The following is a 24976-nucleotide window of genomic DNA, read 5'->3' on the forward strand; positions in this document are numbered from 1 at the left end:
CGTTACTAACGACTGCATCAAATACGAAAAAAGCCATCATATGATGGCTTTTTTTATGTCTGTTGCTTTTTAAACTTGCAGTTAATACCAACGCCATTAACTAATTAGCCACTTAGCGAAAATTTAAAGGAATTGGTATAAGACCGCTCAGAGCTTACTCGACGTCTAAAGGTTCAGGGGAGAGAATAATCCCTGTGCGGTCGGCATACACATGATCTTCTGGCAAAAACGTCACGCCACCAAAATTCACCGCAACATCAACTTCACCCACGCCTTGGTCGTCAGCACTGACCGGTATAGAGGCGATAGCATGCACACCCACGTTGATCTCTTCTAAATCATCGACCTCGCGCACACTGCCATAACAAATAATACCTTCCCAGCCGTTATCTAAAGCGATTTGCGCTGCGGCAGAATCTATCAACGCTCGGCGCATAGAGCCACCGCCGTCGATTAGCAATACTTTTCCTAGCCCTGGCTTTTCCAGCGCTTTGAGAATAACGCCTTTGTCTTCGAAACATTTGATGGTGGTAATTTCACCTCCAAAAGAAGCGCGGCCACCAAAGCTAACAAACATGGGTTCTACCACATCAACACTGTCAGCAAATAAATCACATAATGCAGACGTATTATATTCCATTGCTAATCCCCTTCAGACGAATTACCACCAGTATACTGCTAGGTAGTGGCAATGCTACCACTAATCAAGCTTTTACACGGTTTTTTGATGAAACCTAGTATGGGAAATTTATTTCATAAACTGTTCTTTAATCTGTCACCTAAGCTTCACACAGAAAAAATAACATCATCAACACTGAATAGAATGCGAGTTGATGGAGTGTCACGATGAAAACACTGACTCAGACAGATACCCAGCTTTTTCATTGGCTTTTTGGACTGACCGCTAAGCGAGACTGTCGCTGGATAATCTGGATGTCTCGCACTGGTGACGGTCACCTGTATCTCATCTTAGGCTTATTCCTTTGGTTATTTGAAGCAGAGCATGGTGCATTGTTTCTATACAGCGCATTACTCGCCTACAGCCTTGAATTGCCAGTGTATTTAATTTTGAAAAAATTCCTACGCCGACAACGTCCCTGCGACTTATTGCAGAATTTCAGCGCCCATATTACCCCATCAGACAAATTCAGCTTACCCTCGGGTCATACAGCAGCCGCATTTTTAATGGCATCGTTGATCGCCAGTTTTTATCCATCCATGCTGATTTTGGTTTATTGCTGGGCGAGCATCATTGGTTTATCTCGCGTGTTATTAGGTGTTCATTATCCCAGTGATATTCTAGCTGGCGCCGCATTAGGCCTAAGCATGTCTTATTTTAGTTTGTCTTTACTATAAATAGCCCTTACTTGAAGTAATTTACTTTGACTAAAGGTTTACCTTAACCAAAACACTTGTCTTAACCTAAGAGAGTACTCACCTTTGAAGATATTGTACGGTGTACAAGGCACCGGTAATGGGCATACTACGCGCGCCCGAGTCATGGCAAAAGCCTTCAATCAGCGCAGCGATATTCAAGTCGACTACCTATTTTCTGGTCGAGACAAAGACAAATACTTTGATATGGACGTTTTCGGCGACTTTGCCAGTTATCGCGGCTTAACGTTTGAAACCAAGGGTGGAAAAATCAGTAAATCTGCGACTTTCAAATCAGCCAAGTTGCGTGAATTACACCAAGACATCAAAAGTATTCGCGCTAAGGATTACGATTTAGTGATCAATGATTTTGAGCCAATTAGCGCATGGGCGGCCAAACTCAATAACATCCCGTCTATATCTATCAGTCATCAGGCGGCATTCATGCACCCCGTGCCTCAACAGCCAGGCACCCTGTTCGACAAATTCATCACCCGCCACTTTGCCCCCACCGATTTGCACCTAGGTGTGCACTGGTATCATTTTGGCCATCCGATCATGCCGCCTTTCATCGAAGCAGACGACAGCCAATCGCCACCTTCGCGCACCTATTTGGTGTATTTGCCCTTTGAAGAAATAGACGACATTAATGCTTTGCTTGATCCTTTCTCAGAGCATGATTTTATCTGCTTTCACCCTAAAATAGAGCAAGACAAACACCTAGGGAATATTCAGTGGCGTCGCCCATCTAAAGTCGATTTTGTGCGTATTTTACAAAGCTGCTCAGGGGTGATAGCTAACGCGGGTTTCGAACTGGCCAGTGAATGTCTCCATTTCGGCAAGAAACTGTTGATCAAACCTCTTAGCGGTCAATTTGAACAACTATCCAATGCCAAAACGCTTGTGCAACTCAGTTTAGCTCAAAGCATGCCAACGCTTGACAGCGACATCGTAGAGGAATGGTTAACTAAGCCTGCTATCGAGCGTATCGCCTACCCGCAAAACCCCGATATTCTTATTAATTGGTTGGTCAAACGTGACTGGCAAGCCGTTAACACGTTGTGCGAACAACTCTGGAGTAAAGTACGCTTCCCCCAGTCAGTCCTTACTCAGTTAGATAAACTGCCAAAAGCCAGTCGCTAACCTCACAAGACATGGTCGATCACACGTTTTTTTTCACAGCGGTGGGGCTGATAAGCCTTGGTTAAAATGAATATAGAATATAACGCTTAAAGCACTGTTAACACGTTGCATTTTACGCTGGGAGTGCCATCATACGCGGCTACACTATCAGTTGAGGCCTGAGATGCGACGTAAAACTACTTTTTTGTTAGCGCTGATAAGCGCGTTTACTCTGTTAACGCTGCAAGGCTGTGGGCAAAAGAAACCCTTGACCCTGCCAGAAAACCCACAACAGAATACGTCATCTCAGACAACCCCTACCCCATCTCAAGATTCCCAAGAAGGTAAGCAGTAATATGGATTTTTTTGGCTACAACAATGAAAAACTCTATGCAGAAGATGTATCGCTGCACGACATAGCCCAAACTCACGGCACCCCATGTTATGTTTATTCAAAAGCGACGATAGAGCGTCACTGGTTAGCATTTGATAAAGCCGCTGGTGCCCACCCACATTTGGTTTGCTATGCAGTGAAAGCCAACTCAAATTTAGGCGTGTTAAGCGTGCTTGCTAAGCTCGGCTCTGGCTTTGATATTGTATCCGGTGGCGAACTTTTACGCGTACTTAAAGCAGGCGGTGACCCAACCAAAGTGGTGTTTTCAGGTGTGGGCAAAACGCCTGAAGAGATTGCGTTAGGCTTACAGCACAACATCAAGTGTTTTAATGTTGAATCCCCTGCAGAGCTAGAGCGCATCAGCCAAGTGGCTGTTGCTGAAAACAAAATTGCACCGATTTCAATCCGCGTAAACCCAGATGTTGACGCGAAAACCCATCCATATATTTCTACCGGCTTGAAAGCCAATAAGTTCGGTATTGAGCGTGAGCAAGCAGTAGAAGTGTATCGCCACGCTGCGTCCTTACCGAATCTTGAGATCAAAGGAATAGATTGCCACATAGGCTCGCAATTAACTGAAATTGCCCCCTTTGTTGATGCCCTGGATAAACTGTTGGTTCTTATTGATGAGCTTGCCGAAAATGGCATTACATTGGCGCATTTAGATGTAGGCGGTGGCTTAGGCGTAACGTATAAAGATGAAACGCCTCCTCATCCTGATGAGTACACCCAGGCAATCGCGCAGCGCATGCAAGGGCGTGAAGATTTACAGCTCATCTTTGAACCGGGCCGGGCCATTATGGCTAATGCCGGTGTGCTACTGACCAAGGTTGAGTTCTTAAAACAAGGGGCTGAAAAGAACTTTGCGATCGTTGATGCCGCTATGAACGATTTAATTCGCCCGGCATTATACTCAGCTTGGCAAAGCATCATTCCACTTGATACGTCTTTGACGCGTGACAGTGCGGTTTATGATGTTGTTGGGCCCATTTGCGAGACAGGCGATTTCATTGGAAAAGAGCGTGAATTGGCGATCGATGCGGGCGATTACCTCGCGGTACGCAGCGCGGGTGCTTATGGGTTTGTCATGGCGTCCAATTACAACAGTCGCTGTAAGGCCGCTGAAATCATGGTCGACAAAGACCAGGTAATGGTTGTTCGTGAACGAGAAACCCTTGAAGACTTGTGGCGTGGTGAAAGCGTACTGTAAAAGTATCGCACTACCTATAGCGTTACCTATTGCACAATAGAATGCACTGTAAGTTGCATCGTCCCTTAGCCAAGACGATGCAAACCCATAGTCAGCCGTGCTTTGAAATGATATAACCATCATTATAGGTACTTGATACAAGGGCGATCGTCGTCTGATTAAGTGATTTTTACGTAAGTGGCAAACATGCAAGTTCAGTTTTCAAAGATGCACGGTTTAGGCAATGACTTTGTCGTTATTGACAACGTAACCCAAAACGTTTTTTTCAGTAAAGAAAAAATTTCCCAGTTGGCGGATCGCAATTTCGGTATCGGCTTCGACCAATTATTGGTCGTAGAGCCTCCGTACGACCCGGAACAAGACTTTCATTATCGTATTTTTAACTCAGACGGCTCCGAAGTTTCCCAGTGCGGCAACGGTGCTCGTTGTTTCGCTCGCTTTGTTAAGATGAAAGGCCTAACCAACCGCAACAAAATCGTGGTAAGCACCAAGGCTGGTCGCATCGTGTTATACCATGAGCGTGACGGGCAAATTACCGTCAACATGGGCGAGCCTATTTTTGAACCGGCTAAAATCCCGTTAAAGGCCAACAAGCAAGAAAACATTTATATCATCCGCGAGAACGACCACACCTTCTTTTGCGGTGCAGTTTCCATGGGTAACCCCCATTGTGTATTATTAGTGGATGATGTCGAAACAGCTGATGTAGAAGGCATAGGTAAAACGTTAGTTGCCCACGAACGCTTTCCTGAGGGTGCCAACATCGGCTTTATGCAGATTTTAAACAGCGGTCATATTAAACTTCGTGTTTATGAGCGCGGCGTGGGTGAAACCCTCGCATGTGGTAGCGGCGCGTGTGCAGCCGTCGCCGTAGGGCAAATGCAGAAAAAGTTAAACAAGGAAGTCACTGTCGATTTACCAGGTGGTACCTTGAAAATTCGTTGGCAAGGGCCAGGATCAATCTTAAAAATGACAGGGACAGCGGAACATGTCTTTGATGGAAATATCACGTTATGAATGAAGCATCTGGTCAGCAAAAAAGTCCATTAGACGACACCGCTTCCTTTGCTGAACCGGATGGGTTAACTGAACAGCAGGTGGCTATCTATCTTGCCAAGCACCCTGAGTTCTTCGTTAAACACCCAGCGTTACTTGAGCAACTGCAATTGCCCCATGCCCAAAAAGGCAGTGTCTCTCTGGTCGAGCGCCAAAGTGAACAGCTACGCCAAAAAGTACGCTTACTCAATTCCAAACTGACTCAGCTGATCAGCATCGCTAAACAAAACGAAGCCATATACCGTATTTATGCCGATCTAAACCTACGCGTATTGAAATGCTCTGACATAAGTTCAGTGCAATATGTGCTCGAAGACGTGATGCAAGAGCAGTTAAACCTTTCATCTGTCGCTTTGAAACCTTACAAGGGTGCCTTTGCATTACCAGAAATTCAGCGCAAATTATTTGCCGAAAAGCGCTTTAAAGACGAGGCGTTTTTCTTCGGCCGCTTGAGCGAGCACGAAAAAAAGCTGTTATTTAATGACCAACAAGCTGAATCTGTTGCCTTATTGCGCTTAGGTGATAATGGCGAGCTGGGTATTTTAGCCATTGGCAGCAACGATCCTGGGCACTTTAACCCTGACATGGACACCTTGCTTATCACTCAGTTACAACAGTTTTTAAGCATTCTACTGCCTAAATTACTGGCTTACTGACATCCTGGCTGACGAATGAGCGAACAGCCAAGTCTGCAACCCTTACTCGGCAAGTACTTTGATTATCTTAAGTACGAACGTAATCTGGCCGCTAAATCCATTGAAAATTATCAGCGTCAACTCGCCAGCATCTGCCAAGCCCTCACCATTACCGCATGGCCACAGCTAACGGTCGATCATGTGCGCCAAGTGCTGAATCAGGCTCGTCGTCAAGGGTTGAGCCCACGCAGTATCGCCCTTCGACTATCTGCACTGCGTGGCTATTGCGCTTATCTGGTTGAGCTCGAAGTGTTATCTAGTAACCCAGCCAAGGCGGTACAAGCGCCTAAACAAAGCAGTCCATTACCTAAACAGCTTAATGTAGATGAAATGCATCAGCTGCTAAACTTCGATGATGACTCTCTCCTTGGGGTTCGAGATAAAGCCATGCTCGAGCTAACCTACAGCTGCGGCTTACGTTTAGCTGAGCTGGCCGATTTAAACCTGAAAAGCCTACAAGACGACGGCCAATTAAGGGTCATGGGTAAAGGCAGTAAAGAGCGCATACTGCCCATTGGTAAAACGGCGTTAAAATGCCTTGGCGAATGGTTGAAAGTGCGCGGTGTTTTAGCTGACGGTGATGAGCCGGCATTGTTTTTAAGCAAACACAGAAGACGCATTAGTCATAGGCAAATTGCGAAACGGATGCAGTTGTGGGCCAAGCAGCAGCATTTAGATCAAGATATCAACCCACACAAATTACGCCATTCATTCGCCACCCACATTTTAGAATCAAGCGGTGATTTACGCGGAGTGCAAGAACTACTCGGCCATGCGAATTTATCCACTACGCAAGTGTATACTCATCTGAACTTTCAGCATTTGGCTAGCGTATACGATACAGCGCACCCCAGAGCCAAGCGTCGAAAATAGCATTTCGGCGGATCATTAATGCAAGAAAAGAGGACAGAATCGACAACATGATTTATTACCGTAATATCGGCCAAATTAAGGCCATGACGTTCGATCTCGATGACACCCTTTACGACAATTACCCTTACATCATCCGCGCTGAACACGCCTTGATTGAGTTTTTGGGTAGCTTTGCAGATGACCCATCACACAGCCATCCAGCCTATTGGCGCGACCATAGACGCACCACATTAAAACAAAAGCCTGAGCTTCACAGTGACATGGGCATGTTGCGCCGAGAAGTACTTACCAGCGGCATTCGAGCATTCGGTCACAGCGGCCATGCGCTTAAGAGCGCGGTGGATGAAGCCTTCGACTTTTTCTATTTTGAACGCAGCAATTTTCAAGTGAGTAGTGAAGTCACTGATATTCTGAGCAAGCTAGGGGAGCGCTGGCCATTAGTCGCTATCACCAATGGCAATGTAAACTTAGAGCAAATCGGTATCGCGGATTACTTTCAAAAGAGCTTTCATGCCAGTTTAGCGTTTCCCATGAAGCCCAACAGCGCTATGTTCGATGCAGCTAAGAAGCTGTTAAACCTGCCCGGTGAATCCATATTGCACGTGGGGGATAACCTAGAAAAGGACGTTTTAGGTGCCAAGAAAGCCGGATTCATGAGTGCCTGGTATGCAGATAATCGCCCGATGTCACTTAATAACGAAGACGTTACCGTGTTACCGGATATTCAACTGAAACATTTAAGCGAGCTGTGCGATATAAACTAAGCTCTGCGTCAACACAATACTCGCTCGATAACGGCAACGCCTCATCAGGCGGGTTGCCGATTAATCTTTTCGCTAAACTAATCTTCTAAAACGTTCTGGCGCATAGTTTGACAGGGATTTTGGCAACTTGGCTTGCCCACAATTTTAGCTGGCACACCTGCAACCGTAACGTGTGATGGCACATCCGCTAATACCACACTACCAGCGCCGACCTTAGCACCTGGGCCAATTTCAATATTACCTAATATTTTGGCACCCGCGCCTATCATCACCCCATGGCGCACTTTAGGATGCCTGTCGCCAACTTCATTCCCTGTACCGCCAAGGGTCACAGATTGCATAATCGATACGTTATCTTCAATCACCGCCGTTTCACCGACAACGATACCTGTAGCATGATCAAACATCACGCCTTGGCCTATATATGCCGCAGGATGAATATCCACTGACAACACTTCAGAGCTGCGACTTTGAATAAATAACGCCAATTCATGGCGGCCCATTAACCACAACATATGCGCAAAACGATGCACCTGAATGGCATGAAACCCTTTAAAGTAAAGCAGCACGGTTAAATACGATTTCACCGCAGGGTCGCGCTCAAAGGTTGCTTCAATATCAAACACAGTCGCCTCTACTAACAAGGGCTGGTCGCGATAAGCTTGGTCAAGCATGGTGCGTAAAGCCTTAGCCGACATCACTTTGTCAGATAACTTATTGGACAAAATAAAGCTCAGCGCACCTGCGAAGTCATCTTGCTTTAAAATGCATTCATCTACATAAGTGGCAAGCAAGGGTTCTTTTTCAGTCATCACCTGTGCTTCATTACGAAGCGTTTGCCAAAAATTATTGTCCACGAGTATCTACCTTATGTCTGCATCAGTCGGCAGTGTAATCAGTTGTTATTTTAAAGCCTAATAATGACTAAGAACAAATTCATTAATTGTATAAAAACACAGTATAACTGTTATAATGCGTTCATAATTCTACAGCATTTTTTCCCCCATGGATGTATCTCGACTCTTAGAACAACTCAATGATAAACAACGTGATGCAGTTGCCTCGCCTGCTGCTGACATGCTTATTCTGGCCGGCGCTGGCAGCGGTAAGACCCGAGTGTTGGTGCATCGCATTGCCTGGTTAATGGAAGTAGAAGGCATTGCCCCTTGGGGTATTCTCGCCGTTACTTTTACCAACAAGGCCGCTCGCGAAATGCGCGGGCGTATCGAAGAGTTGCAAGGCAGTGCACTAAGCAATATGTGGATAGGCACCTTTCACGGTATCGCTCACAGACTATTGCGCACCCATTACGCTGAAGCTAAGTTACCCGAAAACTTCCAAATACTCGATTCAGACGACCAATATCGCCTAGTGCGCCGTGTCATCAAGAGTATGAACCTAGATGAAAAGCAATGGGCGCCGAAACACGTTCAGTGGTACATCAATGGCAATAAAGACGAAGGCTTAAGACCTGAGCACATAGATACTCACGGTGACTATAATCAGAAAAAGTTATGTGAAATTTATCAGGTTTACCAGCAAACCTGTGAACGGGCTGGCCTGGTAGATTTCGCCGAGTTATTACTACGCGCCCATCAACTGTGGGTAGAAAATCCTGAGCTACTTAAACATTATCAAACCCGCTTTCGCGCAGTGCTTGTGGACGAGTTTCAAGACACTAACAACATCCAATACGCTTGGCTGCGCCTATTAGCCGCGCCTACCAACAATATGATTATTGTTGGCGATGACGACCAATCAATTTACGGTTGGCGCGGGGCAAATGTGCAGAATATTCAACACTTCTTGCGTGATTACCCTCAAGCAAAAACCATACGCTTAGAGCAGAACTATCGCTCCACGGGCAATATCTTAAAAGCGGCCAATGCCGTCATCGATAATAACCAAGGCCGTTTAGGCAAAGAGTTATGGACCGACGGTGTAGACGGCGAACCTATTTCTTTGTATGCCGGCTTTAACGAGTTAGATGAAGCACGCTTTGCGGTATCGCGCATAAAAGACTGGCAGACTCAAGGTTATGCCCTCAGCGATTGCGCTATTTTGTATCGCAACAACGCCCAATCACGCGTACTCGAAGAAGCGTTATTGCAAGAGTCTGTGGCCTATCGTATATACGGTGGCTTGCGATTCTTCGAGCGTCAGGAAATCCGTGATGCTTTAGGTTATCTGCGTATTATCAACCAACAAATTGACGATGCCGCATTTGAGCGCGTCGTGAATACCCCAACGCGTGGCATTGGCGATAAAACCTTGTCCCAGGTGCGTGAGCAAGCCAAAGAGCATGACTTGTCTATGTGGCAAGCGAGCTTACAGCTACTGCGTGAAAAACGCTTGTCAGGCCGTGCAGCCAATGCGTTACAAGCCTTTGTAGATTTAGTCTTAAAGCTGCAAAAAGACACCACGGATTTACCCTTAGAGCAACACGCTGATCACGTCATCAAAAATTCTGGTTTGTACGCCATGTACAAAGCAGAGAAAGGCGAAAAAGCCCAAGCACGTATTGAGAACTTAGAAGAACTCGTTACCGCGTGTAAGCAATTCGCGCCCCCAGAAGAAGCCGAAAACATGAGCCCCATGTCAGCGTTTCTTGCCCATGCTTCGCTTGAAGCTGGTGACGCCCAGGCCGATAAGCATCAAGATGCCGTGCAGATGATGACCATACACACAGCCAAAGGGCTAGAATTCCCTATGGTATTGTTAGTGGGTGTGGAAGAGGGCATGTTCCCAAGCCAAATGAGCAATGACGAACCCGGCAAAATAGAGGAAGAGCGCCGCCTATGCTACGTGGGCATGACTCGCGCAATGCAAAAACTCTATCTCACCTACGCTGAAAGTCGTCGTGTTTATGGTCAAGACAAATACCATACGCCATCTCGCTTTATCAAAGAAATACCCACAGAATTTATTGAAGAAGTTCGTCTGCGCACCAAAGCGACAGTGTCACGCCCAATGCAAAGTCGCTTTCAGTCTTCAGCAAGTCATACCGCGTTTGACTCTACGGGCTTTAAACTCGGGGAGCGAGTGACTCATCGTAAATTCGGGGAAGGCACTGTGCTTAACTACGAAGGCAGTGGCGAGCACGCCAGAGTGCAGGTGAATTTTGATAATGTTGGCAGTAAATGGTTAGTGCTGTCATTTGCAAAACTAGATAAAATTTAACGCCTTAAGTTTACCCTTTCTGCGAGGTGCTATAAGGTAGCGATACATTTAAGTGCTCCTTAGTATCAGCGGAAAGGTAAAATGGCTTTATGCGCCCAAAAGTCTTGATAATTGACGATAACGAACAAAGCGTAGACGTCATTGCCAGCTTGATACTCAAAGCACAGTTAACCCCAGTTAAAGCGACTAGCCTGACTGCGGCGCAACATATATTCTCGCACTCAGCACCTGAAGATTTTTTATGTGCCATCGTTGATTATCGCCTGCCAGACGCCCCTATCGGTCAAGCGATTGACTTCACCCTAGCCTCATTTTTACCGACCATAGTAACCACCGAATTCTTAGATCCAGAAACCAGAGCCGGTATCTTGAATAAAAACGTCATTGACTACATTCTGAAAGAAAACGAGCAGGTCTATGAGTATTTAAGCGTGTTGCTCAGCCGTTTGCACAAGAATAAGAGTGAAGGTGTATTAGTTGTCGATAACGCAAGAGTCAGCCGTCAGCGCAGCATTTCGCTGTTACAACGCCACAACTTTATGACTCATGAGGCCACCACCGGACAACAAGGTCTCGAGGCGCTCACTCGCTACAGCCATATAAAGTTAGTGATTGTTGCTAATAAATTGCCTGACATGACCGGCATTGCACTGCTCAATGAAATTCGTAAGCGCGCCTCAAAAGACGATATCGCGGTAATAGGCTTGTCAGATCACAGTGACACCGGGGTTTCAGCTCGGTTTATTAAAAGCGGAGCCAACGATTATCTTGCCCAGCCCTATGGCCAAGAAGAATTCTTATGCCGGATCATGCAAAACATCGAATATACCGAAAACATTGAACTGATACGTAGGGCTGCCAATTCTGATTTTCTTACTGGCTTACCGAATCGGCGACACTTCTTCGAACGGGCCGCAGCGGCGACCCAGCTCGTACCGAAATGCCAAACTTTAGCACTGATTGACATCGACCTATTCAAATCAGTGAACGATACCTATGGCCATGATTGCGGCGACTACACCTTACGAGAAATCGCCAAACTGGTTTCATCAACATTTGCGCCGCACATTCCTGCACGCTTTGGCGGCGAAGAGTTTTGTGTGTTTTTACCAAATGTTGATCTGCCCAGCGCTGTACAACTCTTCGAATCGTTTCGTGAGGCATTAGCCCAGCTCACCTTCAAATTTGAAGGCAAAACGTTTCACTGCACTGTGAGTATTGGGCTAACAGCCATCGCTACAGGTGGGGTTAATAGTATGCTGCGAAAAGCGGATGAATACCTCTACCAAGCCAAGGCTGGCGGTCGCAACCAAGTGGTACACGACCCTGTAGAAGAAGTGGTTTAACTTTCCGCTAAGTGGTTAATCATTCATTGGCATTGGTGTTAGACTGCTTTAACGCTTTTCTGACCTTACGATACTGGCGCAGTGAATCATAACTAAACAAACCCAGAGCCAGCCATACGAAAGCAAACATCACGATTTTATTGTCATCTAACGGCTCATCGTAGACCACCGCCGCCAATACAAACATCAAACTTGGGCCAATATATTGAAAAAAGCCTAATGTCGAAAACATGATGCGTTTAGCCGCTGCGGTAAAACATAATAAAGGCGCTGTGGTCACGATACCGGCGCAAATCAGGGTAATGTTAAGTGCCATGTCATTGGTCACCATGTTGCTGTATTCGCCAGCGAACCAAATCCAATATGCAATCGCAGGAAGCAGTAAAAATACACTTTCAATAAGCAAGCCTGGCAATGAATCCACCGCGACCTGTTTGCGCAATAAACCATAGATACCAAATGTGCCAGCGAGTGCAAGAGCCACCCAAGGTAACTGGCCGTAACCGATGATAAAATACACCACACCTGAGAGCGCCAACCCAACCGCGACTTTTTGCAAACGGCGCAAACGTTCGCCCAAAAACAAGCGACCAAGAAACACGTTCAGCAATGGGTTGATGTAATAGCCTAAACTGGCATCAAGCAGGTGGTTATTGTTAATCGCCCAGATAAAGATAAACCAGTTGGCGGCCAGTAATACCCCTGAAATTAAGAGGACCTGCATCACCTTGGGGTTAAGGATCGCCTGCTTGACTTTGTCCACTTTGCCGGTAACGACTACAAGCAACGTGAGTACAATCACCGACCAGATAATGCGATGCATCAATATTTCCATCGCTGGCACTTGGCCTAGCAACTTGAAATACATTGGGGCAATTCCCCACATGGTATATGCCGCTATCGCAAATAAGACGCCCGATTTCACCGCTTTATCATTCATTTCAAGCCCCTTTATCTATCAAGCGCAGGAGTGTGAATTAACTGCCCTGTAAAAGCAACGGGCGCTGTTAGGCTTGCCTACGATTTTTTGTATACACTGAAATAATTCATACCAATTCCGGTCTTGTTTTATCAACAAAATCCATAAGGTAACGCAAGTGATAAACAGAAATATTGGGCTATTAAATCAACTTTTTAACCCTACTTTGGTAAAGCGCTCCGTTTTCACGGCATTAATCGTTGGCGCAATATTAAATGTGATCAACCAGTATGATGGCATATTTGGTCAAGCACCCATTCAGTGGGGGAATTTAATCTTAACGTTTATCGTGCCTTACTTTGTCTCGTCTATTTCCGGTATGTTAACCCTACGCCAGTTCGCAAAGCAGCACGCCTCAAAACCCACATCAGAGTAACCTCACGTTAAAGTTACGGCTCTGCTCTGACGGTTCTCGCTATCGGCGATGGCCATCGGCTGTGGCTTAAGGCGAAGGTAAGTAAATATTGCAAAAAATCCGCCTAAATCAGCTCATAGTGGGTAAATTTTTGCTGTTTAAGCCAGCGTAGTTGCATTCCATTTACGAGTAAATGCGCACAATCTCATGCACTTTCTTGGCGTGACACACCTTATGCTATAAGGCTTAACGCAATATTCGCTGCAAGACTTGGCTAATGCGCCCGTCGCTCACTCATGCCGCGCCGTCCTTTGGTATACATCCTGCAAAGTAGGTCTACTTGTTTCATTTCCCCACGTGGATCCACTCAACCTCAAGGTGTAAGACAGGACGCAAATGGTCGCTTACTTCAAAAGCAAAACAAAACAGTTCATTGAATCTAAAAACATGTATGCAGTGTTAGTCATGGCTTCATTTTTAGAATCTATTATCGTGCCGATCCCGCTAGAAGCCGTGCTCATTCCATTGATGCAGGCCAAGCGTGAGAAAATTTGGTTGTTGGCAACGCTTGCCACTGTAGGTTGCATCTTCGGGGCGGTTATTGGCTACGGTGTTGGGTATTTCCTTTTCGACCAATTCGCTGAACAAATTGCCAGTTGGTTTTCTGATCCTCAGCAATTAGAGAACGTAAAAGCGCAGATGCAACAGCAGGGCTTTTGGTACGTATTGTCCATCGGTATCATTCCCGTGCCATTTCAGATTGCGATGCTAGCCGCTGGCGCAGTGAAATATCCCATCGGCATGTTTCTGTTAGCCACTTTAATTGCACGGTCGCTACGCTATTTCGGATTAGCCTTGTTAGTGAAGCTAACGGGTAACCACGCTGAGGCGTTGTTTAAAAAATATAAGCTCCCCACAGCCATTGGCTTAACCATATTGGTCGCCGTTATTTGGTGGATAAAACACTAGCAAGGAAAAACACATGTCAGATGACTTAGAGCACGGCGAGCACGATCACGAAGCCCGCATCGTTTCCACCTCAGGAGACCTCTTGTTTAACGAAAGCGCTAAAGAGCGAACCAAAGAGCGTACTCGTGAAAGCCAGGAATATGCTTCCGTCATAGTGAAGCGTGTCGATGAAACGTTCCGCCACCCAGACGACATACTTGAAAAAGCCATCGATGAAGGCGTTGAGCAATTAGCTCGGCCCGCCATGTCACTATTTATGTCTGCACTGGCCGCTGGCATGATTATTTGTTTCACCGTATTGGCAGTAGGTGTGATGACCACCATAGTGGGCGATCTCTCTACCGGGTTTAACCGTGTTTTGGTCGCCTTGGTGTATCCGCTGGGTTTCGTAATGTGTATTTTGAGCCGTACTCAGCTTTTTACAGAACACACAGCGACAGCTTTCTACCCAATATTGGACAGGCGCATCAAAATTGTTCGTATGTTCCGCTTATGGGGGATTGTTATCGCGGGGAACATGTTGGGCGGTGTAATAAGCGCAGGCTTACTCGCCGTGAGCGACGAAGTGATTCACGCCAGCGAAGGCTACTTCATTATCGCTGAGCATATTTTGTCCTATTCCCCCCTTACACTGCTAACCAGCGCCACCCTTGCTGGTTGGTTAATGGCCTTAGGCGCGTGGACAATACTGTCAACGCATTCCACCACCAGCCAAATATTGTGTATTTATATTGTGACTTTCATCATCGGGCTAGGTGGCTTACATCACTCTATCGCTGGCTCAGTAGAGCTACTCGTGGGCTATTTCACGTCTGATCAATTGTCGTTGCTTGAGATGCTAAAAGCGCTCTCTGTTGTATTGTTAGGCAATGCGATTGGCGGCTCGGTATTCGTTGCATTACTGAACTACAGCCACATACGTAAGCTGAATAAATAACCTCTGAACCGCGACAGTATTCACTGTCGCGGTGACTCTGCCGCCACTACGTAACACTCACTATTTTTCACTCACCCTTGGTTAGACTCAGCGACGTGCTAAGCGCCAGCCACAATAACTGCTTAAGCTAGTTACCACTGTGCCCCAAGCCCAATCCTGCAAGCTGATGCCCAAAGGCCAGCCGGCTAATAAAGCGTAATTCGTCATATTATACGCACCATAAGCCGCTGCACCGAGTACCGCACCAGCCGCAAGTACATGACGTCCATGGCCATTCTCTTTGCGTGGTAAAACAACCAAATACACGATGGCCATGCAGTACAGGCTATAAAACACTACCCAAGGCCAAACGTGCACATCTTCTCGCATAAGCCCTTGCATCGCCTGTATGTAGCTATTTTTAGCCACCAAGCCTAGCCATATCGCATCTAATAACAAAAAACCCAGTAACGAACCTATGTACGCCTTAACCGCTTGTTTCATATTTCCTCCTCATTGACCACAATTATTGACACGCGCTATTCGCTCTTTGATTGGTGCTCTTACAAAGCCTTCCGTGTGTTGCCACTGTCACGCTCTGCAGTGCGCATAAACCGCTAGCAACTACCACTTACAGCTATTACGAAATACGCCCAGAATCGATTCATTGCGACATAAAAGCGCGCCAGCAACGCACACCAAAGACACAGAAATAACTACTGCTAACGTGTAACTTTTACCACGTTAAGCTTTATTAAAATACGAGTCTCCCAGATAAATCTTATGATTTTCAATTAATTACAAAGTTAATCCTGTTGGTACAAAGCTCGCAAGGAAGAACATTAAGTAAACGAACAACAAAGCAAAATTAAAAGGAATAAGATAATGAAAATTTTCGAAGCATTGCGTAAAGATCATGACGTTCAACGCGACTTAATGGACAAACTACTTAACACGTCAGGTAAAAGCGACGAACGTATTCATGCATTTAAAGCGCTAAAAGAGGCACTAGAGAGTCACGCCTTAGCCGAAGAGCGTTATTTTTACGCGCCCCTGATGGAATCAGACGACATGGCGGATCAGTCTCGTCATGCCATCGCTGAGCACCATGAAATTGATGAGCTCATTGAGAAACTTGAAGACACAGACATGAGCACCTCAGCATGGTTGGCGCACATGAAAAGTCTTCAGCATTTGGTATTGCACCATTTGGATGATGAAGAGCAGCAGTTCTTCCAAATGGCCGGCAAAGTACTGAATGAAACGCAAAAGAGTCGTTTGGCCAACAGTTACCGCGAAGAAATGCGCGAACAGCAATCTGTCTAGGTAGACATCCGCATTGCGATGGAGCGCAATGCACAGCTGCTCATCCAATCTCATTAACCAATCCTTAAGGAGGACGACAATGAATTCTGAAAAACTCACCCCAGGCGTTACTTTCCCTGAAATTCAGGTACTAGACACGAAAGGCAATACCCAAAGCTTAGTCAGTCCAACAGACGCTGAGCATTGGACTATGGTTGTGGTTTATCGCGGAGTGCACTGCCCAATTTGCAGTAAGTACCTCACCCAACTGCAAGAAATGCGCTCTCAATTTCAAGACATTAAAGTTGATATCGTGGCCGTGTCCGCTGATTCGGTTGAGCAACTTAACACCAAGCTTGACGATGTATCGGTCGAATTCCCCGTATATGCAGGTTTAACCAAAGAGCACATGAGCGCACTTGGGTTGTACCTATCACAGCCGACTTCTGAAGCCGAAACCGATCACGATTTCCCTGAGCCTGGCTTATTTGTCGTTAACAGCGACAACAAAGTACAAGTATTAGAGATTGCTAACAGCCCATTTGTGCGCCCAGACCTGAATATGTTGGTCTCGGGTTTAGGCTACACGCGCAAGAACGACTACCCCATCCGAGGGACTAAATCGTTCTAAATTAGGCCATGTTTATGTGCCAATAACGACCTATGCTACTTTCCTTTAACCCACTTTGCTTTCAACGTAGCAAAGTGCGGGTTTAAGGCGAGTAGCATCTTTGTATCACAGCGCATCTAACCTACAGCCTATGCTAGCGTGGGAATAGTAAGGGGAATCGACACTACGCCTTGTCACTGCGAAAATCAGAGCGCATTGCGCAAACATAGCCGGTCGTAGCCATTTATATAGAGGATTAGCATCATGTTTATCGTTAAGTATTATTTAGCAGGTGCGCTGGCTGCACTAGCCTTGGCATACTTCAGCCCAACTCTATTTGTCAGCGTTCCTCTGGTTTGGATAAGCCTATCTCTGCTTGCTGTGGGTGCAGCATACTTATTACAAAAGCCGGCCATTTTTAGAAAGAAGCAAGACGGTTCAATTCCCTTTTATGTGCGCTGGTTATTTATACCCTTCCTACTTGGCGTTCAGCTTTACAACAGTTGGGCGCGTAAAAACGATAAAGTGCCCGCCATTCAAAAAATAGATGATGATTTATTTTTAGCGTGCCGCTTATTTCCAAGCGATGTTGCTTACCTTCAAGAGCTCAACGTCAAAGCTATTTTAGATGTTACCGCCGAATTTGACGGGCTAGATTGGACAGCCACCTCAGAAGACTTGGCCTACTTAAATGTTCCTGTGCTTGACCACCAAAGCCCTTCGGAAGAGGATTTAGTTAGCGCAGTAAACTGGATTGAGAATCATCGTCGCGCGGGACGCGGTGTGGTTGTGCATTGCGCCCTAGGTCGTGGCCGCTCGGTATTAGTAATGGCTGCGTATTTGCTGAGTAAAGACCGCACATTAAGCGTACGCCAAGCCATTGAAAAAATTCAAGATGTGCGTGAAACCGCGCGTCTCAACTCCCACCAGCTTAGGGCGCTTTGCAAAATTTTTGATAAAGGTGTGCTCACGCCAAAAGCCCCAACATGGTTAATTGCAAACCCAGTATCCGGTGCCGGTAAATGGCCCGAGAATCGTGAATTTATCGTACAAAGACTCAGTGCGTCTATGCAGCTAAAAGTGGTAGAAACCTCACCAGACATTAGCGCCTATGACCTAGCACAACAAGCGATTGAAGCTGGCGCCACGACTGTGATTGCGTGTGGCGGCGACGGTACATTAACCGAGGTCGCATCGGCTGTGGTGAATACTCAAACCCAATTTGCCATTATCCCCATGGGAACGGCAAACGCCTTAGCCCACGCATTATTTGGCAGCAAAACCAAAGTCATGCCGGTAGAGGTCGCTTGTGAACATATTGAAAATGGCATAGCGACCAAAATTGATACCGCTAGCTGTAACGATAAACTTGCGTTGCTGGTGACCGCCGTCGGCTTTGAACAGAAAATGATTGAAAACGCAGACCGTGAGGAGAAAAACGAAGGCGGCCAAATGGCTTATATCAGAGCCCTGTGGGAAGCCGTTAATGTGAATGAATCTTTGCAGCTCGACGTGACCATCGACGACGCCCCCACACAGCAGCTGTCAGTGTGCAGTTTAGTGGTGGCTAATGCTGCGCCATTTACCACGGTATTAGCCCAAGGTGGCGGCGAACCGAATGTGCGAGATGGCTTCTTGGATTTAACCTGGTTACCCGGTGATGCCACATTCGGGGATCATATGTTCAGTTTGTCTGAATTAATTGCCCCGGGCTTATTCAACTCAGTAGAAGAGAAAAACGTGCGTCACCAGCGCATCACAAAAATTCATATCAAGGGCGCCGGCCCGCTTAACTATGTGATTGACGGTGAAACCTATCAAGACGATGAATTATTCATCGAGGTAAACCCGGCATCACTGACCATGCTTATCGCCCCTGAGCCTTAGCCTCAGCCGCCAGTTATAGTCTTGGTTAGGGGGATTAGTAACGCAACGTTCTCGTTCTATTAATTCTTATACCACAGCTCGGGCGCTAAGTTAGGTGCAGGTGCAAGCGCGAGTACAAGTACAAGTACAAACACAAACTTTCGCGGTAGAGTGAAAAAGGGAAAGCCAGCGCTTTCCTTTGTCCTTTTGGCTTATCCATTTCCCTTGTCAGAGCAAAGCCCACCGTGCGCATTTTTTACGCTTCAACCAGTAAATGTTGCTACCCATAAATATCACCATAGCCTACACCCCTTATTTTTAAAGGGTTGCAACATTGGCATCAGTATTGAATTAAGTCATACATATAACATTAAGAATGCTGACACTTTATCAGCCAAACCCTTAAAGAGTATGCCTTATGAATATACTGCCTGATTACATTTTACTAAAGCCAACCCTGACCTTATGCATGATTTGCCTATGCTTATTTGGCTGTAGTTCAGTCACCCCGACTCAATATCAGGCAGCGATGCAAAACGGAGACGAAGGCTACAGCCATATTCAGTTAAGTGAAAATCAATATCGCGTCGTCTTCAAAGGCAACAAAAATACTGACGAAGAAGAAGCCACCAATTTCGCCCTACTTCACGCCGCTGAGCTCACCAGCGCAAATGGTTACAGCTGGTTCACCATCGTAGACAGCGATACTGACATCGAAACCAAAGATGTCACCCGCGTGGGACCAAGCACAACAAAGCCCATGCAAGGTGAAACCACCTGCGGTTTATTAGGCTGTGCCACGCCTTCTTCACCAAACTATGCTGGCGGCGAAGTGACCACCAAACAAGTGAAAGAAAACATTATGTCGTCGCTACTTATCACTATGGGCAAAGGCGAGCCTGAAACACCATTAACCGTATTTGACGCCAAGAAGTTAGCTCAAAACCTACGACCGGCTCATTAGAATTACTGCTGCTGCACTGTCTTACATCCACAGTGCGTTCCCTTTGCGAGTACCTTGTGGTACTCGCTTTTTTCTTTTAACCCACCCTAGGATCAACTCATGGAATTCAAAGCGCTCGGCGATTTCTCCTCTTTGATAAATGACAAGCTTCAAAGCTGGTTAGAACAAACCATCGCACACCTACCTAATTTTGTGGTCGCTATTGTGATCACCATTGTTTTCTCAATACTCGCCAGAGTACTCAGTAAAATGCTTAGGAAAGGTTTACACCGAGCATTGGAATCACGGCAAATCGCCGATCTCCTCGCGTCGATATTTAAAGCCATTGTGATGTGTACGGGCTTATTTATTGCGCTGGAGTTTTTAGGTCTTTCCGGCACAGTAACCTCACTTCTAGCCGGTGCAGGCATTGTGGGCTTAGCCATCGGCTTTGCGTTCCAAGATATGACAGAAAACCTGATTGCAGGTATTGCAATGGGAATCAGAAAACCCTTTGAATTAGGCGATGTAGTGCAAGCAGAGGGCGTGTTTGGCAACGTACGCGCCATTAATTTGCGCAACACCATCGTCGAAACCTTTTTCGGTCAAATTGAAGTTATCCCTAACAAAATCTTGTTTCGCAATATACTCACTAACTACTCCACGCTTGGCGTTCGCAGGCTAGAGATCCCGGTTGGCATCTCTTATGGCGACGACCCCGCGGCAGCGGCAAAATTACTCACAGATAAAATCAATGAATGTGACTTCGTCATCAAAAAGGAAGAAACCGCCGTTTACGTAGAGAGCTTTGGCGATAGCAGTATTAATATGCTGGTGTGGTTTTGGATAGACTACCCAGGCGATACCGGTTTTATGGTGGCACGTCACGAAGCGGTAATTTTGATCAAGAAAACCTTAGAAGAAGCCGACTTCCTTATTCCCTTCCCTATCCGTACTTTGGATTTTGGTGCAAAAGGCGGTGAAAAACTCGATTCGATGCTGGCGAGTCAGCAGAATATGACCAAGGGCAACGCAGCTAACAAAGGTAATGAGGGCAATCAAAACGGCGAAAGTACGCAGGCAAATTCAAAGCAACAAAACTTTGATAAAAACGCCTCTTCCAAAGCAGATGCTCCATCCGATAGTGACGGGCAAAGCGCGCAAAATTAAGCGCTAGCCACATACAACGAAAGGCTCTCTATCAATTAAAGGCACGTTAGCATAACGCTAAAGTGCCTTTTTCATTTCAGGGGCGTAAACACGCTTCAGCACGCCGAACACTTTAAAATTTAAGCAGCTAACACTTAAGCAGTTAACACCCAAGCGATAAAAGCAAATACACGAGTACTTTATTCAACCGTAAATGCAATCTTTACTTGGTATAAAAACAATACCTAAAAATTGATTAACCCTTCGCACTACAGCACGCAACACCCACTCAAAAATAACTTATAAAGCACTGATTTTAAACAACAAAAAATAAATTCAACATATTTTAGCCTTAACGTAAAAAGCACTGCGACGTGGTATGGGCGTTGCAACATAAATATAGAGAGTAACAAGGTGACGCAAAACTAATTTTGTGGTCACAAAACGTTAATTCATAAAGGAGTATTCTATGTCTAATCCAAATCATGTTGAAAAAGTTTCCTCTATTATCAAAGTACTAAACGGCGGCATCGAGTTCTATTCAGACGCCACAGAGAAAGTGGAATCTCAAAGTATCAAAACTGTTTTCCAGCAAATGATTAATGACAAGCAAGCTGCTATTACTACCCTGCAGCCCTTCGCCGTAGCTGAAAATGGCGATTACGAAGACGATAGCGCGGTCGCTGTAGATATTAGAAATATGTACACCAAAGTCATCAGCTCACTCACTTCTAACAGTGACCACACATTCGTGAGTCAACTTGAAGAAGTGGAAGACAAAATACTTGCTGAGCTGCGCGAGGCGCTTAAAGAAGACCAACCTGCAGCATGTACCATGGCGCTAAATAAAGTATTAACTGACATGAAGCGTAACCATGATCAGATGCGCGCTTTACAGAAAAGTACCGCTTAAAACATCATCCTTGCTGTTTTAAATTAGCAATAATGCACATACCCCAGCATCCTCGATGCTGGGGTATTTTTATGGCTGCTATTTATGGTCTGCAGTAATGTGAAAATCCAAATGAAAATTCACGCGACCGTCCCCCCGAAAACACACTCGCCCGCCCAACCGAAAGCACACTCGAAAGTCCTCACAACTAATCGCCGTTCTGAACCGGTTATCTCGCCCCGTTGTTAGCTTTCGTCTTAGCCTTTAGTCTCTTAGCCTTTACTTTGGGCATCCACCTTTAACAGTGCCAGCATCAGTTCGCGCTCTTTGGGCGACAGTGAGTCCAGCGTCTTTTTGATGTTACTGCGATAGCGTTTCAGCGTGACTTCATCACCCGCGATAGCGGCGTCGAGTGTTTGCTCGTACTTGCTTAACAATGAGCTGAGTTTTGCGGTGTTTTCCATGTTCGCGCTGTGAGCCGTGTACGCTAAGTACATAGCGCCGCACAAGGCGATGAATGTCATTACGTCGAACTTGAATGAAATAAAAGGGGTTTTGGTTGGCTCGGTCATTTTTATTGTTCCATCGTCAATGATATTTTCAATTTAAGTACTTCAACCTGCTGAGCAGTTTTGCCCAGGGCTTGGCTTTCTTGGTAATATAAATATTGCATGCCCGCAAACATCGCTATCATCAATACCAGCAGTATCAAGTTGTCTGCTATCCATTCTTTTAGGAAACCCGTAACCTTATTTTTCATATTTTGGCCTTACAATTCGGTAGTTCTTCATAGGCAATATGATTGCTTTCAATTGATTTACTGATCATCTGCGCGGTCACCGTGCCCAGCACAAAACAGCGGTACTTTTTGCTACGCTCAAGCTCTAGCAAAATTAAGTTACTCTGGCCTTTCTCATTTAAGTTATTTAGCAATGCCAGTGTGCTTGGTGTGTTGTTCAGGTATGTAGCCATGTTGCGCTCTAAGCGTTGCATCAAGGTTTCTTTTGCTACATCCCCTTGGGCCAATTGCAACCAATATGATGGGTCGTCCACGTTTGAAATATATTCCAGCGCCAACGCCTGCCAATCCGGCTGATAAAACAATCGCTGCTCGGCCAGCAGGCCGATGTCGGTGCCTTGCATAAAGTTAGGCATGCGTACTTCTGCCACTTTTTTATCTTCTAAACGCACACCCAAATAAGCGCCCACGTTCATGTCTTGCTTTAAAACGGTGATATTGCTGTTAAACGGCGAAGTCACCTCCCCTAAACCCAACATGTCAGGGGTGAAATCTAAAATGGAATAGGCAAAGTTATCGTAGGCGCGCAGTGAAAAATCGCTTGGCTCTGGTAGCGCTATCGGTTGGCCGTTTTCATCACGTGGTCGTTTCTGATACACCACGCTTGCTACGGCATTAACCACGTCTAAATCTCGATAGGTTTTGAAAATACCATTCTCTAAATCCAGTACATAACCAAAACCAACAGTGAAGGTTTTATCGAAGGTATCCACATCGCTAAACTCATTAGCAAACGCGACCATCATGCCGTGATACGAATTCTCGCCCATCACCGATTTACCCACAGGCATGCCGAACGCAAATACGCCTAGCCCCATGGCTACCACGAAATACACTTTACTGCGCGTCCACAAATACATGCCCAGCTTGATAAACAACAAGAAGATCGCCACCAAGCTTGCCGCAATACTCACCGGCGGGATCACCGCTAATTTCACCGCGTCTTTACCCAGCTGAAACATACTACCACCGGGTGAAAATGCGGCCGTCGCTGCGGTCGATGTCACCATCTGAATAAACGAAATATTGTCTTGGCTATCCAGCCACATCTTCTTGTAGCGGCTTTCGGCAATGCTAGGGGTAAAGCTTTCCATGTAATACGGGCCAAGTATTAGTAAAAATAAGTAACGTCACTAAGGGTTTAATGAGGGACTTTGATCACTGCTTTCGATTAGGTGGTGAAGAATTCGCAATACTAGTAAGTGACACAAACGATCACGAGCTGCACACAATTGCCGAACGTATCCGTAGAACTGTTGCACAAACAACGTTTAGGTCAAATGACGTTACAATCAAAGTAACAGTCAGTGTAGGTTTTACCTTATCTGCACAAGCGGATAACTCTTGGGGGGAGGCACTAGAAAGAGCCGATCTAGCCCTTTATAACTCGAAAGAGACCGGCAGAAATAAAGTGTCTGGTGAAACACAAAGAGCAGTTTTTTACCCTCTGGCCCTTGAACACTCACACCTCGCTTAATCTATGCTCTTACTGTCATTACGCCCATGTATGTCACGATAACGGGCGTTATCGTGAGAGCTTCGTTAACGCGCTGTCGCTAAATGAGCCTTAACCCTAACAAGACCAACATCACCACATTTGCCAACAGGCCAATCACGAAGAAGTAAGTACGTGGACTTGGGTTTTTCTCTGTCGAAATCACGTAGTACAACGCCATATGCACCACCCTAGCGGCTAGATACACCCACACACAAATAGCAAATACCGGGCTTTGCACATTAAGAAGAAACGCGAAAAGTACCGTGCCGACAAACAGGGCGCTGTTCTCTAAGGTATTTTGGAAAGTACGATGCGCTCTGAACACAAAACTGTCGTGAGATAAGTTTTCATCTATCTTGCCAGGGATCGCATTTGGCTGCTTAGCCTTACTAAACGTCGCGACCGCCCACTGCACTAGTAGCATCACTAAATAGAAGTAAAACGCCGTATAAGACGAATAGGTAAGATCGATCATGGTGACTTTCCCTTTATAGATTTATGAGTATGACAGCAGTCGTGTTTGCAAGCTTAGTGCCCAATCTAAGTTATTGATATATGGCTTATTAAAAGGCCCTTATCGAGGTTAAAGTGTAACCAGTACAGGGTTGATTATAAGAATTACCACCGCATCAAATTAACGAGAAACACCCGTTTGAGGCCAGAGACTAATCAAAAGCACAG

General features: G+C 45.9%; 28 protein-coding genes. 20 read left to right on the forward strand and 8 right to left on the reverse strand.

All coding sequences use genetic code 11. The features are described from left to right. Positions 1 to 154 precede the first annotated feature (154 nt). The gene (rraA, locus tag AC0L6N_RS18800) at positions 155 to 640 is read right to left on the reverse strand and encodes a ribonuclease E activity regulator RraA (RefSeq protein ID WP_006991623.1); all 486 of its coding nucleotides are present in this window, start codon (positions 638 to 640) and stop codon (positions 155 to 157) included. A gap of 206 nt (positions 641 to 846) precedes the next feature. Here rraA and AC0L6N_RS18805 point away from each other — a divergent pair, with 206 nt between their 5' ends. The 8 genes from AC0L6N_RS18805 to AC0L6N_RS18840 all read left to right on the forward strand — a co-directional run bounded on the left by AC0L6N_RS18805 (position 847) and on the right by AC0L6N_RS18840 (position 7488). Continuing rightward, a complete protein-coding gene (locus AC0L6N_RS18805; protein WP_011576766.1) occupies positions 847 to 1356 on the forward strand; it encodes a phosphatase PAP2 family protein in 510 nt (169 codons plus the stop codon). Between the two features lie 84 nt (positions 1357 to 1440). Continuing rightward, positions 1441 to 2517 carry an MJ1255/VC2487 family glycosyltransferase gene (locus AC0L6N_RS18810; protein WP_473476781.1) on the forward strand — a complete coding sequence of 359 codons (1077 nt, stop codon included), beginning with the start codon at positions 1441 to 1443 and terminating at the stop codon, positions 2515 to 2517. Positions 2518 to 2680: 163 nt separating this feature from the next. Then, positions 2681 to 2851 (forward strand): LPS translocon maturation chaperone LptM, encoded by a 171-nt coding sequence (gene lptM, locus AC0L6N_RS18815; RefSeq protein WP_473476782.1) that lies wholly within the window; start codon positions 2681 to 2683, stop codon positions 2849 to 2851. A gap of 1 nt (position 2852) precedes the next feature. After that, on the forward strand, positions 2853 to 4100 hold the full coding sequence (gene lysA / locus AC0L6N_RS18820) for a diaminopimelate decarboxylase (protein WP_473476785.1): 1248 nt from the start codon (positions 2853 to 2855) through the stop codon (positions 4098 to 4100). Between the two features lie 186 nt (positions 4101 to 4286). Continuing rightward, a complete protein-coding gene (gene dapF, locus AC0L6N_RS18825) occupies positions 4287 to 5117 on the forward strand; it encodes a diaminopimelate epimerase (RefSeq protein WP_006991618.1) in 831 nt (276 codons plus the stop codon). Beyond that, a complete protein-coding gene (locus tag AC0L6N_RS18830) occupies positions 5114 to 5812 on the forward strand; it encodes a DUF484 family protein (protein ID WP_473476787.1) in 699 nt (232 codons plus the stop codon). The genes dapF and AC0L6N_RS18830 overlap by 4 nt, the downstream gene beginning before the upstream one ends. A gap of 15 nt (positions 5813 to 5827) precedes the next feature. Beyond that, complete coding sequence (locus AC0L6N_RS18835) at positions 5828 to 6724, forward strand: tyrosine recombinase XerC (protein ID WP_473476789.1); 897 nt, start codon at positions 5828 to 5830, stop codon at positions 6722 to 6724. A gap of 47 nt (positions 6725 to 6771) precedes the next feature. Then, positions 6772 to 7488 carry an HAD-IA family hydrolase gene (locus tag AC0L6N_RS18840; RefSeq protein ID WP_473476792.1) on the forward strand — a complete coding sequence of 239 codons (717 nt, stop codon included), beginning with the start codon at positions 6772 to 6774 and terminating at the stop codon, positions 7486 to 7488. 77 nt (positions 7489 to 7565) lie between these two features. On the opposite strand, the gene cysE is transcribed toward AC0L6N_RS18840, so the two are convergent. Further along, positions 7566 to 8345 (reverse strand): serine O-acetyltransferase, encoded by a 780-nt coding sequence (cysE, locus tag AC0L6N_RS18845; RefSeq protein ID WP_011576772.1) that lies wholly within the window; start codon positions 8343 to 8345, stop codon positions 7566 to 7568. A gap of 148 nt (positions 8346 to 8493) precedes the next feature. Between cysE and uvrD the strand changes: the two genes are divergently transcribed. Beyond that, complete coding sequence (gene uvrD, locus AC0L6N_RS18850) at positions 8494 to 10668, forward strand: DNA helicase II (RefSeq protein WP_011576773.1); 2175 nt, start codon at positions 8494 to 8496, stop codon at positions 10666 to 10668. An 89-nt stretch (positions 10669 to 10757) separates the two neighbouring features. Then, positions 10758 to 12014 carry a GGDEF domain-containing response regulator gene (locus AC0L6N_RS18855; RefSeq protein ID WP_473476796.1) on the forward strand — a complete coding sequence of 419 codons (1257 nt, stop codon included), beginning with the start codon at positions 10758 to 10760 and terminating at the stop codon, positions 12012 to 12014. Between the two features lie 19 nt (positions 12015 to 12033). Here the strand turns inward: AC0L6N_RS18855 and rarD are convergent, their stop codons facing one another. Further along, the gene (rarD, locus tag AC0L6N_RS18860) at positions 12034 to 12954 is read right to left on the reverse strand and encodes an EamA family transporter RarD (RefSeq protein ID WP_473476798.1); all 921 of its coding nucleotides are present in this window, start codon (positions 12952 to 12954) and stop codon (positions 12034 to 12036) included. A gap of 157 nt (positions 12955 to 13111) precedes the next feature. On the opposite strand from rarD, the gene AC0L6N_RS18865 reads away from it, so the two are divergent. The 3 genes from AC0L6N_RS18865 (at position 13112) to AC0L6N_RS18875 (ending at position 15254) form a co-directional block, all read left to right on the forward strand. Then, positions 13112 to 13369 (forward strand): hypothetical protein, encoded by a 258-nt coding sequence (locus tag AC0L6N_RS18865; protein WP_473476801.1) that lies wholly within the window; start codon positions 13112 to 13114, stop codon positions 13367 to 13369. Positions 13370 to 13744: 375 nt separating this feature from the next. Continuing rightward, complete coding sequence (locus tag AC0L6N_RS18870; protein WP_011576777.1) at positions 13745 to 14317, forward strand: YqaA family protein; 573 nt, start codon at positions 13745 to 13747, stop codon at positions 14315 to 14317. Positions 14318 to 14330: 13 nt separating this feature from the next. Continuing rightward, positions 14331 to 15254, forward strand: coding sequence for a formate/nitrite transporter family protein (locus tag AC0L6N_RS18875; protein ID WP_473476805.1), 924 nt, complete (start codon positions 14331 to 14333; stop codon positions 15252 to 15254). Positions 15255 to 15341: 87 nt separating this feature from the next. On the opposite strand, the gene AC0L6N_RS18880 is transcribed toward AC0L6N_RS18875, so the two are convergent. Continuing rightward, complete coding sequence (locus AC0L6N_RS18880) at positions 15342 to 15737, reverse strand: DUF2177 family protein (RefSeq protein WP_473476808.1); 396 nt, start codon at positions 15735 to 15737, stop codon at positions 15342 to 15344. A 381-nt stretch (positions 15738 to 16118) separates the two neighbouring features. Here AC0L6N_RS18880 and AC0L6N_RS18885 point away from each other — a divergent pair, with 381 nt between their 5' ends. From AC0L6N_RS18885 to AC0L6N_RS18910, 6 genes are all read left to right on the forward strand, one after another. Continuing rightward, positions 16119 to 16559, forward strand: coding sequence for a hemerythrin domain-containing protein (locus tag AC0L6N_RS18885; protein WP_473476810.1), 441 nt, complete (start codon positions 16119 to 16121; stop codon positions 16557 to 16559). A gap of 79 nt (positions 16560 to 16638) precedes the next feature. Next, on the forward strand, positions 16639 to 17169 hold the full coding sequence (locus AC0L6N_RS18890; RefSeq protein ID WP_473476812.1) for a peroxiredoxin-like family protein: 531 nt from the start codon (positions 16639 to 16641) through the stop codon (positions 17167 to 17169). A 243-nt stretch (positions 17170 to 17412) separates the two neighbouring features. Beyond that, positions 17413 to 19035 carry a diacylglycerol kinase family protein gene (locus AC0L6N_RS18895; RefSeq protein WP_473476814.1) on the forward strand — a complete coding sequence of 541 codons (1623 nt, stop codon included), beginning with the start codon at positions 17413 to 17415 and terminating at the stop codon, positions 19033 to 19035. Positions 19036 to 19432: 397 nt separating this feature from the next. Then, positions 19433 to 19978, forward strand: a complete 546-nt coding sequence (locus AC0L6N_RS18900; RefSeq protein WP_473476816.1) for a CC0125/CC1285 family lipoprotein — start codon at positions 19433 to 19435, stop codon at positions 19976 to 19978. A 99-nt stretch (positions 19979 to 20077) separates the two neighbouring features. Continuing rightward, positions 20078 to 21127: a mechanosensitive ion channel family protein gene (locus AC0L6N_RS18905; protein ID WP_473476818.1), complete on the forward strand. Its 1050-nt coding sequence runs from the start codon at positions 20078 to 20080 to the stop codon at positions 21125 to 21127. A gap of 448 nt (positions 21128 to 21575) precedes the next feature. After that, complete coding sequence (locus AC0L6N_RS18910) at positions 21576 to 22019, forward strand: ferritin-like domain-containing protein (protein ID WP_011576785.1); 444 nt, start codon at positions 21576 to 21578, stop codon at positions 22017 to 22019. Between the two features lie 251 nt (positions 22020 to 22270). On the opposite strand, the gene AC0L6N_RS18915 is transcribed toward AC0L6N_RS18910, so the two are convergent. The 3 genes from AC0L6N_RS18915 to AC0L6N_RS18925 are packed head-to-tail and all read right to left on the reverse strand — an operon-like array spanning position 22271 to position 23891. Then, the gene (locus tag AC0L6N_RS18915; RefSeq protein ID WP_473476822.1) at positions 22271 to 22570 is read right to left on the reverse strand and encodes a hypothetical protein; all 300 of its coding nucleotides are present in this window, start codon (positions 22568 to 22570) and stop codon (positions 22271 to 22273) included. Positions 22571 to 22572: 2 nt separating this feature from the next. Further along, the gene (locus AC0L6N_RS18920) at positions 22573 to 22758 is read right to left on the reverse strand and encodes a hypothetical protein (RefSeq protein ID WP_473476826.1); all 186 of its coding nucleotides are present in this window, start codon (positions 22756 to 22758) and stop codon (positions 22573 to 22575) included. Then, positions 22755 to 23891 carry a hypothetical protein gene (locus tag AC0L6N_RS18925; protein ID WP_473476828.1) on the reverse strand — a complete coding sequence of 379 codons (1137 nt, stop codon included), beginning with the start codon at positions 23889 to 23891 and terminating at the stop codon, positions 22755 to 22757. The genes AC0L6N_RS18920 and AC0L6N_RS18925 overlap by 4 nt, the downstream gene beginning before the upstream one ends. A gap of 50 nt (positions 23892 to 23941) precedes the next feature. Here AC0L6N_RS18925 and AC0L6N_RS18930 point away from each other — a divergent pair, with 50 nt between their 5' ends. After that, positions 23942 to 24274: a GGDEF domain-containing protein gene (locus tag AC0L6N_RS18930; RefSeq protein ID WP_473476830.1), complete on the forward strand. Its 333-nt coding sequence runs from the start codon at positions 23942 to 23944 to the stop codon at positions 24272 to 24274. A 79-nt stretch (positions 24275 to 24353) separates the two neighbouring features. On the opposite strand, the gene AC0L6N_RS18935 is transcribed toward AC0L6N_RS18930, so the two are convergent. Beyond that, positions 24354 to 24770: an MAPEG family protein gene (locus tag AC0L6N_RS18935; protein ID WP_473476832.1), complete on the reverse strand. Its 417-nt coding sequence runs from the start codon at positions 24768 to 24770 to the stop codon at positions 24354 to 24356. Positions 24771 to 24976 lie beyond the last annotated feature (206 nt).

This window comes from Paraglaciecola sp. G1-13 (genome assembly GCF_055809255.1).